13 protein-coding genes and 1 pseudogene are annotated in these 11918 nt (G+C 47.9%); 5 read left to right on the top strand and 9 right to left on the bottom strand.

The features are described 5' to 3' along the window. Positions 1 to 2: 2 nt before the first annotated feature. Positions 3 to 1172: an autotransporter strand-loop-strand O-heptosyltransferase gene (locus BZK42_RS10725; protein WP_080859138.1), complete on the bottom strand. Its 1170-nt coding sequence runs from the start codon at positions 1170 to 1172 to the stop codon at positions 3 to 5. 237 nt (positions 1173 to 1409) lie between these two features. Continuing rightward, complete coding sequence (locus BZK42_RS10720; protein ID WP_046274824.1) at positions 1410 to 2207, bottom strand: EAL domain-containing protein; 798 nt, start codon at positions 2205 to 2207, stop codon at positions 1410 to 1412. Positions 2208 to 2638: 431 nt separating this feature from the next. Between BZK42_RS10720 and BZK42_RS10715 the strand changes: the two genes are divergently transcribed. Then, on the top strand, positions 2639 to 3346 hold the full coding sequence (locus tag BZK42_RS10715) for a transcriptional regulator (protein ID WP_249025138.1): 708 nt from the start codon (positions 2639 to 2641) through the stop codon (positions 3344 to 3346). Further along, positions 3333 to 3824: a FidL-like protein gene (locus BZK42_RS10710; protein ID WP_046274826.1), complete on the top strand. Its 492-nt coding sequence runs from the start codon at positions 3333 to 3335 to the stop codon at positions 3822 to 3824. The genes BZK42_RS10715 and BZK42_RS10710 overlap by 14 nt, the downstream gene beginning before the upstream one ends. A gap of 75 nt (positions 3825 to 3899) precedes the next feature. On the opposite strand, the pseudogene BZK42_RS29570 reads toward BZK42_RS10710, so the two are convergent. The 3 genes and pseudogenes from BZK42_RS29570 to BZK42_RS10700 form a co-directional block, all read right to left on the bottom strand. Next, positions 3900 to 4017 (bottom strand): annotated as a pseudogene (locus tag BZK42_RS29570) (VapC toxin family PIN domain ribonuclease); the annotation flags it as partial. A gap of 409 nt (positions 4018 to 4426) precedes the next feature. Continuing rightward, positions 4427 to 4939, bottom strand: coding sequence for a hypothetical protein (locus BZK42_RS10705; protein ID WP_016154204.1), 513 nt, complete (start codon positions 4937 to 4939; stop codon positions 4427 to 4429). Further along, positions 4939 to 5838 (bottom strand): winged helix-turn-helix domain-containing protein, encoded by a 900-nt coding sequence (locus BZK42_RS10700; RefSeq protein WP_249025137.1) that lies wholly within the window; start codon positions 5836 to 5838, stop codon positions 4939 to 4941. Before BZK42_RS10700 ends, BZK42_RS10705 begins: the two co-directional genes overlap by 1 nt. Before the next feature lie 342 nt (positions 5839 to 6180). Here BZK42_RS10700 and BZK42_RS10695 point away from each other — a divergent pair, with 342 nt between their 5' ends. Together BZK42_RS10695 and BZK42_RS10690 are read left to right on the top strand one after the other, a co-directional pair. After that, positions 6181 to 6783, top strand: a complete 603-nt coding sequence (locus tag BZK42_RS10695) for a helix-turn-helix domain-containing protein (RefSeq protein ID WP_016154202.1) — start codon at positions 6181 to 6183, stop codon at positions 6781 to 6783. A gap of 229 nt (positions 6784 to 7012) precedes the next feature. Next, positions 7013 to 7810 (top strand): EAL domain-containing protein, encoded by a 798-nt coding sequence (locus tag BZK42_RS10690; RefSeq protein WP_016157329.1) that lies wholly within the window; start codon positions 7013 to 7015, stop codon positions 7808 to 7810. Positions 7811 to 7918: 108 nt separating this feature from the next. Here the strand turns inward: BZK42_RS10690 and sitD are convergent, their stop codons facing one another. The 4 genes from sitD to BZK42_RS10670 are packed head-to-tail and all read right to left on the bottom strand — an operon-like array spanning position 7919 to position 11356. Next, positions 7919 to 8770: an iron/manganese ABC transporter permease subunit SitD gene (gene sitD, locus BZK42_RS10685; protein WP_016157328.1), complete on the bottom strand. Its 852-nt coding sequence runs from the start codon at positions 8768 to 8770 to the stop codon at positions 7919 to 7921. Further along, complete coding sequence (gene sitC / locus BZK42_RS10680; RefSeq protein WP_016157327.1) at positions 8767 to 9624, bottom strand: iron/manganese ABC transporter permease subunit SitC; 858 nt, start codon at positions 9622 to 9624, stop codon at positions 8767 to 8769. The genes sitD and sitC overlap by 4 nt, the downstream gene beginning before the upstream one ends. 2 nt (positions 9625 to 9626) lie before the next feature. Continuing rightward, on the bottom strand, positions 9627 to 10442 hold the full coding sequence (sitB, locus tag BZK42_RS10675) for an iron/manganese ABC transporter ATP-binding protein SitB (protein ID WP_019077551.1): 816 nt from the start codon (positions 10440 to 10442) through the stop codon (positions 9627 to 9629). Next, entirely contained in the window at positions 10439 to 11356 is a 918-nt protein-coding gene (locus BZK42_RS10670) for a metal ABC transporter substrate-binding protein (RefSeq protein WP_019077550.1), read from the bottom strand. The genes sitB and BZK42_RS10670 overlap by 4 nt, the downstream gene beginning before the upstream one ends. A gap of 188 nt (positions 11357 to 11544) precedes the next feature. Between BZK42_RS10670 and BZK42_RS10665 the strand changes: the two genes are divergently transcribed. Next, positions 11545 to 11889 carry a nitrous oxide-stimulated promoter family protein gene (locus BZK42_RS10665; RefSeq protein WP_003825888.1) on the top strand — a complete coding sequence of 115 codons (345 nt, stop codon included), beginning with the start codon at positions 11545 to 11547 and terminating at the stop codon, positions 11887 to 11889. Positions 11890 to 11918: the final 29 nt, after the last annotated feature.

The raw sequence follows: 11918 nt of genomic DNA, 5'->3' as shown, positions 1-11918 counted from the left end.
CCTTAATTATCAACTAATCCTGCATGCAGACGGTCCACCATCCCTGTAACCTGTCGTCCGGTTATCAGCCGCGTGCACTCATACTGTCTTGGGGTATCCCTGTGATGCGGGCACCACAAAAAATCCTGGTGGTCAAAATCAACCGACGTGTCATCCCAGCAGCCGTTACAGCCATGACTGCTGAACACCCGCCAGGGGGTGTAAAATTCGCTATTCGGAAGGCTGAATCCGCTGATCAACACCACAGGTATGTCAGTTGCCCAGGCAAGCCATGACAGCCCGCTGGCCAGACCGATAAAGAAACTCGCATGCCTTAACAGGTCCACCCGCTCCTGAAGCGGAATGTCGCCCGTGAAGTCTTCGGCACCATAGGGGATGTGGTTCCAGACGAAGCCCTGACCGTGATGGGCCTGGCGGTCAATGCACAGCACCCGGTATCCCAGTGATTTAAGGTGGGCTACCACCTCTGCCCAGCCGTGACCGTTGTTCCAGTATTTAGCCTGGTTGGTTGACTGCGCGGCGATGCAGACGTAGGGCTCCGCAATTTTTCGTTCTGCATCAAGCTTCAGGCGAGGCGGGCACTCCCGCGGGTCAACCCCGAGGATGTAACCGGCATTGCGGTGAAAGCCGACTTTCCTGAAATCAACGGGCTGATGAAGTGTGTCAGCCTTGAAGAAAAGACCGACGTACCAGGACGCGTAGGGATTGATTGTCCGGTGGGATTCTTTTGTGGAGAAGGTTATCTCCGGATATTGTGCGCTGAGCAGGTCAATGATTTCCTGCCCCATGACGCATTCAAGCTGGCACCTGTGCAGCTGACGAAATCGCTCGGCGTAATGGAACCAGCCAAGCATATCGCCCAGTGTTCCGGTCGGGAAAAAGATGACGACCGGCTTATCCTTCATGTCCAGTGTTTCATCCAGGATCGGATGCGCTTCTCCCTGGTGGAATACCTGAATGCGGAAACGGATGTAATATTTTTTGGTACTGGCGACCCACCCGCCGTCAGAATCACAGCTGAAAAGGATATTGCCGGAATCATCATCCATTAAAATGGCATGCCATTTCCCTTCCGGAAGGTAAACACGCGCGCCGTAATTAAAGTCAAACAGAATACCTTCCGGTCCGGCACAGGTCGGAAATTCAGGAGGTGTTGCAAAGTTAGCTGACATATCTTATATATCCCTGGTGTTCATGTGCAGTCGATAAGGGGTCAGTCAATTGCACTGGTTTATATCTGTAATATTTTCCGTGACGGGCTGTGAGCCGTTTTTAACTCAGACCCATAAGCAGTTCCGGATTAAATGTTTTGCGACTGTAAATGTATTTAAATTACCCTGCAGCTGAGGGCGTGATTTTTATTTTCCACTCAGTCAGTCATGTCCGGTCTGTTTACAGGGATAAGGGTGTTAAATATGTTTGCAGAACTCGTGCATGCTGACGGGTTTTGAAAAAAGATAACCCTGAAAAACATTCACACCTTTATCTTTCAAAAGAGATAATTGTTCTTTATTTTCCACTCCCTCTGCCACAAGCTGGATTTGCAGTCGTTCAGAGAGGGTTACGATTGAATCAATTACCGCGGAATAAATTAATGTACCGTTGCTGACCACTGTAAGGCATTTATCCATCTTAATTGTAGAAAAACCTGAATGCTCAATATATTTAAGACACGAACTTCCGTTTCCGAAGTCATCAATCGCAAATCGCACACCTGCATCGGTAAGTTGTTGCATTGCGTCAAGCGCAAAGTCATCGAGATGCATCGTGCCACGTTCGACAATTTCAAGTAATACAGCAATGCGTCCTGCAAATGTTTTATTAAAATCGGTCACTGCTTCAATAACGTCCGGGGAATTCAGTTGTCTCGCACAGATATTGAAGGAAAGATAGAAGTCATCGGGAAGGGCTCCTTCATAGCCGTTGAAAAAGGTTTTAACATCAGACAGCAAAGAGCATGTCACATCATTAATCACCTCGCATGACTCCATTGCAGAGATGTATTTCTCCGGAAAGTGAAGGACTCCATCTTTTCGGATCCTCAATAACACTTCTCCGCCTGCAACCTTGTAAGCCCTGTAAACCGGTTGCACATAAGGCACAAACTCAGCTCCAGCCAGTTCTGCTGACAGGATCGACTCTCTTATCCGTGTTCCGGCCTTACTGAAGAAACGTTCTGCCTTCCTGAGCATGTTGGTGCTTATCATGGAGTTGCTCCTGAACCATGGTGGATCCGTTAACCTGGGAACTCTTCATATCCCGGATGGTGAATGGCAGTAATGCTGATGACTATTAGATGATAAGAACCCGCTCATTCTGCGAACAATCTTAACTGAGAAGAGTGGTAGGTCAGTACATGTATCGGCGTTAAGTTATTTTGCGGATTAAAATGCTAAAATATAAGTGATTTACAATCAATTAACCTAGTAATTAAGGAATCCTGGCTGCGTATGGTATGCTTTGCAAAAGTCAGACGTAGTGATAATGAGGTGGAACAAGCGTTTTTATCGCCTTACGTTCAGGATATTGGAGTGTTCATTTGGATTATTTAATCAGTTCTCTGGCCAGGTATCGTTCAGATGATGGCACAATCTGGCCGGTCTCGGATGAAGATTCTGTCATTATTCTGACAGCAACCATGAACAGACTTTTAACCTATCTGCTGGAAAGACAGGGGCAGGTGATTAACCGGGATGAGCTGCTGGATAATGTCTGGGATTTACACGGCCTGCGTTCGTCAAACCACACCCTTAATAAATATATTTCCGAAATCAGGAAGCACTTTGTCAGCACCGGGATTCAGGCAGAATGTATTACCACTGTGCCACGAATCGGTTTTATGTTTAATCAGGATATCGATGTCGTGGTGATGACTGATACCCTCCCGGTGCATGAGTCGACTGCAGTAACAGACAGCGCCGGACCTGGAATAAACCGACAGTTTTCTGCATTTTCGTTAAAACACAGACTTACCTTTAATATTCTGCTTTTAGCTTTGTTTGTCGCCAGCGCCGTCATTTTTATTGCGGGCAGTCAGATCCCTACAACAACCACATCGACCCTGAAAGATATACAGACCCATTTTCTGTTTAACTATCAGAACTGCCAGGTGTACACCATTCAGAAAAACTCCGCTTCATTCCTCGAAAAAAAGAAGGACGTTTTTGTCACCCTGGCCCGGCAGAATAATATTGACTGCCTGGACGGGGCTGTATTTCTTTATCAGGCGTCAGACGCTTATATTTATGGCAGTAAAGGCCGGGTATTTATCAGCAGATGTACAACGAAAGACAAGCAGTATATATCCTGCCTTAATAACTACTGGAATGGCTATGAAAGCAATTAAGATAAGTCGCCTCTGTGCAGCTGTCAGTCTGCTACTGGTCATGGCATCGTCCATCGGGTTCTATATGTACATGCTTAAGCGACAGAATGGCATGGACATCGACTGCAGCACGATCATTCGTTATAACCATCTTAACCCTGATTTTACTGCAACACTGAACCTCGTCTTTCGCCTCGATAAACAATTCTCTGGTCAGGTTGTGTTGTCCGGATATATCAATTCTGAAGGTGGCCCCGAAACGGTTTCCAGGACAATTCATTTCGGCTACGAGGTGAACAGACCAGGCGAGATTTCAGTGAGCAATATGCACTATGTCAAAAAATCACAGGACACCGCCAGTGATGAAATATTCAAACACAGCTTCTTTTATGTTCCGGAAGGCACAGTCCGTCAGATCAGGATCAATCCGTTGTTAAATGGCTGGTTGATTGAAAATCTGCAGTCGCCGTTTGCGCTTTGCGTGAATAAGGACAGGTAGCGATAAAGACAGCATACCCGACATGCTCAAAAACCATACCGGGTATGCTCAGAGGATACTCCAGGAGACTACGGCTTATTTTGCCCAGTCTTCCAGCGTGAGCCCCGGCACCCGCTCAAACTCCCTCACATTAATGGTCACCAGCACACGCCGGCGGCGATAGCATGCCGGCAATCGCCGTGTCGTTCGGCCCAGTTGATAGCCGAGACCACGTCCGATCTCTGGCCAACACCGCCTGCTCCAGGCGCTTCAGTACGAATTACAGCTGCCCGTGCAGGATGAACGCTCAGATACAGGTGTCGAGCATATACGTTTTTTTCACAGGTCAGCCCGTCCTTCGTCGCTGACATCCTGCATTGATGAGGGGAAGAGATTATTGGAAAACCAGAAAGTTATAACGCTGGACGAGCAGGGTAACAATGTTCGCATAATCAGTGAGTTATGGTAGTGTAGGTTAGAATAGGGTTTTTATATTATGAGAGAAAATAATCTTTATTAATCAGCATTAACACACCAAGGCATCACTGGCGTGTGGTTCGCGAAGTCCGTATCAAGTGACTCTTTCAAATCGTTTTTGCTCTTATTTAATCTTCGCTTATTGATTATTCATTTTCCGGCAACGCATAATTCTGGCAGTACAGATAGGGGATCCCCTCTTTGGTAATCAAATACGTCTCTCTATTCAGCGCAAAAAAATCGACGTTGGATACGCTGGTGTTGGTCAGGAAGAAGTCGGGGAGGAGTTCCTGAATGAGACTGGCGGGTGCTGTTTCGCGATTGGAGATTTGGATTTTCTGCGAAATCCAAACCGGGCTTGAGCCGTAGCTGGATTGTGTAAAAAGTACCATGCGTTGCACGGTCTGCTCATTATTTTCGGCATCTTTGATAATGCCATCAATATTCACAATACCTTTGCTGCCGCCGGTTTTGATATCAATGATCCCTCGGAATGAGCTTGTATTGCGTACAATCTCGATGGCAGACCGACAGGTCAGATTATGTAACTGACCATTGTTTTTACTGTACCGGTAGACGGCGGTAACAATTAGCGCAGCAAAACAAAGCAACAGGATAATACCTGTCTGGATGCGGGGCGTTCGGGAATAAAAATTCATTAGCTATCATACCGTGGGTAATAAACCGACTGACAGGCGTTTTCCTGCCTGTTTTTCATCGGTGAGCGACATACAAGCACGGATAATTTCTTGGATTCAGGGTAGGTGGTGATATAGATAAATTTATGGCTCTGACACAGCCCAGGATTTTTGTTGATAAATGCCGTATGTCGGGAGAAATTACTGGCATCATTATTAAAATAATACTGACAGTCAGTGGGGGCTTTGTCTGCGGTGATATAGCCGGAGAAATAGTTATCACTGGTTTGCCACGGATACATTATAAGCACACAAATTATCAGGGTAATGGCAAGTATGACCATTTCAGCAGTGGTTATCAAAGGTTGGCGCGCTGTGTCATCTGACAGTTCTTCTATGGCGACATCCGGCACTAAAGGTTCTGCTGTAAAAGATACGCTCTCCTCCGGAGTTTCAATCACCTGAATATTGAACTCTTCCTGGATGATCAGCCCTTTGCGGGGGATCGTGGTGATAAGCGGTTGCTCCAGTTCCAGCTGCAGCAAACTTTTGCGCAAAGAGAGAATGCTTTGATAAAAGGCGTTGAAGCTCACCTGGCGGTGATTTTTACCCCAGCCGAATTCCAGTAGTTCGTTTTGGGAAACCACTTGCCCGCGATGTTGAATAAGTAATAAAAGACATAATGACGCCGAGTGTTTGAGTTTTATCCGCTGATTGGGTTGATCTATCCGCGCCAGAGATTGTGTAGCTGGCGTAAATATTATTATTTTTTCAATCAGATAACTGACATTGCCAGTCTCAGACATGATGTTTCTACTCTTGCTGGTGCGCCAGGCGGTTGGCGAGTCATGATACCACTTAGCCCATAAAGACCACCAGTATGGACCCGACTCTGCAGCGAGAACCGCGAAGTGTTTCAATTTCTTATCATAATATAACAACAAGGATAACTTTTTAATGAAAATAAACTATATGTAAATCAATGCATTGTATCTTTTTGGCTACATTGCAAAGAACAGAAAGATGAAATAACAACGACAAAGATGATTGCCATTAATTCTTTATGGACAGCGTCATATACTGCCTGGCGCCACCACGCGAAAACAGCATGAGTCTGAACGCGTCAACGGCACCAGGGAATGCCGGTGGTAGATGTAGATGGGAATAAATGTCAGCTTGTTGGTGAGCTGACATTTATTTTTCGTGTTGAGTAAAATTCCACCCTCGTTTTGACAAAGCCATAATTTGCGGTAGAGAGTCCCATGTTCCAGAAAGATATTGAAAATGCTGTAGTGCTTGTTGGTGATGAAATGAAAAAGTCAGATAATGCCTGGCTGTCCTTACGCAAAAAACGCCAGCGTATTGATCTGAAGAGTGATGGAAATATCTTGTTTCTGGAGAAAGGGGCCGTCTCTGTTCATCGTGTGGAAAATGATTTAGTGATGGTAAGTATATCTGCACCGGCCATCCTCGGCTTGCCACAAATGCGTACGGAAGTTGCCGGACACTATTTACGTTGTGATACCGATTGTGAAATGTGGGCAATGAGTGCACCCAATGCCGAACTTTTGTTCACTGCAAAGAATCTTTGGAAACATGCATTTGATATTTTAACGCTACATCTGCAACGCTATTTTCAACGAGAAAAATTGCAATCGCATCGCACTATCCGTGAATTGATTATTGAACACCTGAAATATATTTGGTCGATGGAGCCTGAGATGCGTGAAAACACATCTGTGTATACATTCATTCTCGCTCGAAATCATATCTCACGCAGTGCTATCCACAAAGTATTGCAGGAGTTAGTGAGTGACGGAAAAATAATTATGAAGCGAGGGAAACTCTCTTTTTTTGTATGTTAAAGTTAACATTAAAAGCATCTGACGTGTTTTTTTTGCACTCAGCTGGAATGATAATGAAAAAACTGGGTTTGTGATTTTTGTTAATTATCAGTATGTTGGTTTTTGTCTTTTTCTTCACCGCTGATGCCAGCTACGCGGAATGTCCATTTTTATCTATAAATTAGTATTTATTTATTAATTTGATATGAATATGATGTTCCCTCCAATAATAACAAAAGTCATATCGCCAATGACCAACGGCAGGCCGGAAAACCTTGAGGCACAGCATAGCCGACTGTTTGGCAACCCTACTACCGATACAACGGATGTTCGCGCTGCACTGCAAAACGCGTTGGATCACAATACCTTTGTCCTGCTGGCCCAGCCTATCGTCAGTACTCGTGGTGATGAATCCTATCATGAGATATTGATCCGCATGCTCAATGAGCACGGGGAATTTCTTTCCCCTGACCATTTTCTGTCGGTTGCACGCGACACAGGGTTAGCACCCGATATCGATCTTTGGGTTATTGAGAACACCCTGAAGTACATGCGCTACCATCCGCTGAGTTGTTTTTCCATTAACCTGGCGCCAGTGACGCTATGTCGTTCAGGTATCGTTGCAAAGATAACTGCGTTGTTGCAGGAATATGTGGTGATACCGCAACGGATTATTTTTGAGATAACCGAGGCTGATACCCTGTCAGATAAAGAACACACGGCAGATACACTACGCTTACTACGTCAATTGGGATGCCGAATCGCGATTGATGACTTCGGTGCCGGGTTTGCAAGCTATGAACGCCTGATGAACATTGAAGCAGATATTTTGAAGATTGATGGGTCTTTCGTTCGTGGGATTATAAAATGTGAGGTTAGTCGCTATATCATCGAATCTTTCTGCCGGGTTGCGGCAATGAAAGGTATGCAGGTTGTCGCCGAGTTTGTTGAAAGTGCCGAAATCCAGATGCACCTGGAACACATGAATGTCGGGTGGTTACAGGGATACCACATTGGCAAGCCAAAACCGTTGTTCACGTTAGAGTAATCTATAATCCGTTTATTTAAACGTATTATCACGATGCTGTAATCTGCCGATAATATAACCTCCTGGCGGAGGCTATATTAATATCAAGAACATTAGCTGACCAATAATTTACGGATCCTGCAGCTGAAGCTGATTCTCTAAACGCCGATCTCGCAGGGTTGCATAAATAAAGGTAATCACAAACAGCAGGGAAAATAGTACGACGATGGTGGGAGCCGGCGCGCTGTCGATGAAAAATGACAGGTACACGCCCATAAATGAGGTAATGACCGACATCGCCACCGCCAGCCATAAGGCGTGGGAAAATTTCCGCGTCATTAAAATCGCGATGGCGCCAGGTGCAATCAGTAATGAAATTGACAAAATAATCCCTACCGATTTTAGCGTGGCGACAATCGTCAGGGCGATCATGCACAATAGGCCGTAATGCAGCAGTGCGGTGTTAAGCCCACTGGCCTTTGCCTGATGTGGGTCGAACGCATGCAGCAGCAAATCTTTCCATTTAAGTCCGATGATAAGCGCGATCCCCAGAGTAATAACCGCGGTTTGCATGATATCGCTTAACGATACGCCCAGCATGTCGCCGAACAGAATATGATCGAGATGGACTTCTGACTGGATAGAGACGTACAGCACCAGACCCGCACCAAACATCCCGGAGAAAATAATACCCATGATGGTGTCGCGTTTGATGCGGCTGTTATCGTCGAGGTATCCGGTCGCCACCGCGCAGAACAGACCGGCGATAAACGCGCCAATTGCCAGCGGGATGCCCGCAATCCACGCCAGGACAATCCCTGGGAAAACCGCATGACTCATGGCATCGCCCATCAACGCCCAGCCTTTGAGTACTAAAAATACCGACAGCAGCGCGCAAGGCACTGCGACGATGGTAGAGATGACCAGCGCATTAACCATAAAGCTAAACTGAAAAGGTTCCAGCAGCGTTGTTAAGATCATACTTGCTCCTTGTTCACCAGACGGGCGCGGCGGCGATTTGCCAGCAGACCGTGTTTTGGTGCGAAGACAAATGCCAGCAGGAACAGCAGCGTTTGCAGAACGACGATAATTCCGCCGGTTGCCCCGTCCAGCCAGTAGCTTAGCCAGGCGCCGAAAAAGCTGGTCAGGCTGCCGAGCGCCACGGCGATGGTGAGCAGGCGAGGAAAACGATCGGTCAGCAGCCAGGCCGTCGCACCGGGCGTAACCACCAGGCAAATCACCAGAAAGGCGCCGACGGTTTGCAGTGCGGCGATCGTGGAAACGGAGAGCAACGTAAAAAACAACAGTTTCAGCCGACCCGGATTCAGACCGATAGACCGCGCGTGGTTTTCATCAAAAAAGACCACCATCAGATCTTTCCACTTCAAAAACAGAATGGTCAGCGAAATCACGCCGATGATCGCCAGTTGCAGGATATCTTCCGGCGCAATCGCCAGGATGTTACCCAGAATAATGGTCTGAATGTTCACCGACATCGGATTAAGCGACACCATAAACAGCCCGATACCGAAAAAGGACGAAAAAATCAGCCCGATAATGGCATCTTCCTTCAGGCGTGAACGCTGATTGAGAAACAGCATGCTGCCCGCCGCCAGTCCACCGGAAAGAAATGCGCCCAGCGCGAAGGGAAGCCCTAACATATAGGCTCCGGCTACGCCTGGAACGATCGAGTGCGACAGCGCATCGCCAATCAGCGACCAGCCTTTGAGCATCAGATAGCAGGAGAGAAATGCGCACAGGCCGCCGACCATCGCCGAAACCCACATGGCGTTGAGCATGTACTGGTAGCCAAACGGCTCCGTCAGCCAGTTCATGATTACTCCCCCTCGCTTGCCGCGCGTCGCGAAATAAACGGACGTTCATCATCGGTAATCACGTGTTGTTCACCTCCGCTCAGCGCGACGTGACGCAGAACGCCGCTGAATGCCAGCTCGAGATTCTCGTGGGTAAAGGTGGTTTCGGTTGGCCCACTTGCCAGCACCGTGCCCTTAATCATCACCGTGTAATCGCAAAATTCGGTGACGGATCCCAGATTATGGGTAGAGACCAGCATGGTCCGGCCTTCATCACGCAGTTCACGCAGCAGATCGATGATCCGGGCCTCGGTTTTCACATCCACGCCGGTGAAGGGTTCATCCAGTAAAATAACCTGCCCGTCCTGTGCGATGGCTCTTGCCAGAAAAACGCGTTTTTTCTGCCCGCCGGACAGTTCACCTATCTGGCGATGGCGATAGTCCAGCATATCTACCCGCGCCAGCGCCGCATCCACGCAGTCGTGGTCGATTTGTTTTGGTCGACGCAGCCACCCCATATGGCCAAAGCGGCCCATCATCACTACATCTTCCACCAGTACCGGAAACGACCAGTCCACCTCTTCTGACTGGGGGACATAGGCGATAAGATTCTGTTTGAGCGCCTTATTAACCGGTTGTTGCAGAATAGATATTTCCCCTTTCGCCAACCGGACAAAACCCATCAGCGCTTTAAAAAGCGTTGATTTTCCCGAACCGTTTACGCCGACCAGAGCGGCAATTGAGCCGCCCGGAACCTGAAAAGTGGCATCCCGCAGCGCGGTGTGGCCGTTGCGATACGTCACCGTAACCTGATTCACGGTAATCGCAGATTGACTCATTTTTGGCTCCTTAACCCGTCGTTGATGCCGCTGACGATGGTTTCTGTCGTCACGCGCAGTAAATCCAGATAGGTCGGTACCGGACCATCGGCAGCGCTGAGCGAATCGACATACAGCACGCCGCCGTAATACGCGCCAGACTCGCGGGCGACCTGACGCGCAGGTTTGTCGGACACGGTGCTTTCGCTAAATACGGTAGGGATTTGATGTTTTCTGATCGCATCGATCACTTTGCGTACCTGCTTGGGCGTGCCTTGCTGATCGGCATTGATCGGCCACAGATACAGCTCTTTCAGGCCGTTATCACGCGCGAGGTAAGAGAATGCGCCTTCGCTGGTGACCAGCCAGCGTTTATCAGCAGGGAGCTTCGCCAGTTCTGCATGCAGTGGCGCCAGAGTCTGCTGGATTTTCGCTTTATAATTCTCCGCATTTTTCTGGTAGGTTGCGGCATGGTCGGGATCGTATTTCATCAGCGCATCGCGAATGTTATCCACGTAGATAAGCGCGTTCTCCGCTGACATCCAGGCATGCGGATTCGGTTTGCCGTTGTACGGCCCTTCGCTGATACCCATTGGCTGCACGCCGTTTGAGACCATGACCTCCGGTACGCCGGACAAATTTTGATAGAAGCGGGCAAACCATAGTTCAAGGTTAAGGCCGTTGGAGAGAATAAGCTGTGCGCCTTGTGCCCGTTTAATATCCCCCGGTGTGGGTTGATATTCGTGAATTTCTGCCCCGGGTTTGGTGATGGAACTGACGTCCGCCGCGTCACCTGCCACATTGCTTGCCATATCGGCAATCACCGTAAAGGTGGTTATCACTTTGAACTTTTCTTTCGCCCAGGCAGGTGACAGCGTAAGCGCCGTTAACACGCTGGCAAGGAGAAATGACTTCAGATGGGGCAGATGCGGCATAGTATCCCTCACAACAAAGTGGTTAATTTATCATCGAATATAGCCTTTGCTATGTTATATAGCACATGGCATAAACAAATGAAAATAATTCTTATTTGCGTAGGGTGCTAAGGAATGTATCACCGCCAGGTAATAGTCCTGCGCTTAGTTAAGGTGTATTATTTATGCAACTTAATTATGGAGGCATCATGTCCGGCAAACGTATTGCACGTGAGAAAATGACGATCCAGAGAATGATCTCGCTGTATGAGAGCCAGTGTCCGCAGGCTTCAGATGAACCGGGGCATTACGATGCGTTGTTTGCCTATGCGCAAAAGCGCCTGGATAAGTGCGTATTTGGTGAGGAAAAACCGGCCTGCAAACAGTGTCCGGTGCACTGTTACCAGCCCGCTAAACGCGAAGAGATGAAGCAAATTATGCGTTGGGCTGGACCCAGAATGCTCTGGCGTCATCCGATCCTGACCGTGCGTCATCTGATTGATGACAAACGTCCGGTGCCGGAGTTACCCGAGAAATACCAGCGGAAGAAGTGATTTAGCTATTCTATGCCGGGTGGCGGCTG

Source organism: Citrobacter braakii (assembly GCF_002075345.1).
Lineage (GTDB): Bacteria > Pseudomonadota > Gammaproteobacteria > Enterobacterales > Enterobacteriaceae > Citrobacter > Citrobacter braakii.
This window is presented reverse-complemented; position numbering and strand designations above follow the sequence as displayed.

Bases quoted from the DNA above. Each gene is read 5' to 3' on its own strand.
- BZK42_RS10725 (WP_080859138.1), bottom strand. From the start codon at position 1,172: ATGTCAGCTAACTTTGCAACACCTCCTGAATTTCCGACCTGTGCCGGA.
- BZK42_RS10720 (WP_046274824.1), bottom strand. From the start codon at position 2,207: ATGATAAGCACCAACATGCTCAGGAAGGCAGAACGTTTCTTCAGTAAG.
- BZK42_RS10715 (WP_249025138.1), top strand. From the start codon at position 2,639: ATGAACAGACTTTTAACCTATCTGCTGGAAAGACAGGGGCAGGTGATT.
- BZK42_RS10710 (WP_046274826.1), top strand. From the start codon at position 3,333: ATGAAAGCAATTAAGATAAGTCGCCTCTGTGCAGCTGTCAGTCTGCTA.
- BZK42_RS10705 (WP_016154204.1), bottom strand. From the start codon at position 4,939: ATGAATTTTTATTCCCGAACGCCCCGCATCCAGACAGGTATTATCCTG.
- BZK42_RS10695 (WP_016154202.1), top strand. From the start codon at position 6,181: ATGTTCCAGAAAGATATTGAAAATGCTGTAGTGCTTGTTGGTGATGAA.
- BZK42_RS10690 (WP_016157329.1), top strand. From the start codon at position 7,013: ATGACCAACGGCAGGCCGGAAAACCTTGAGGCACAGCATAGCCGACTG.
- sitD (WP_016157328.1), bottom strand. From the start codon at position 8,770: ATGATCTTAACAACGCTGCTGGAACCTTTTCAGTTTAGCTTTATGGTT.
- sitC (WP_016157327.1), bottom strand. From the start codon at position 9,624: ATGAACTGGCTGACGGAGCCGTTTGGCTACCAGTACATGCTCAACGCC.
- sitB (WP_019077551.1), bottom strand. From the start codon at position 10,442: ATGAGTCAATCTGCGATTACCGTGAATCAGGTTACGGTGACGTATCGC.
- BZK42_RS10670 (WP_019077550.1), bottom strand. From the start codon at position 11,356: ATGCCGCATCTGCCCCATCTGAAGTCATTTCTCCTTGCCAGCGTGTTA.
- BZK42_RS10665 (WP_003825888.1), top strand. From the start codon at position 11,545: ATGTCCGGCAAACGTATTGCACGTGAGAAAATGACGATCCAGAGAATG.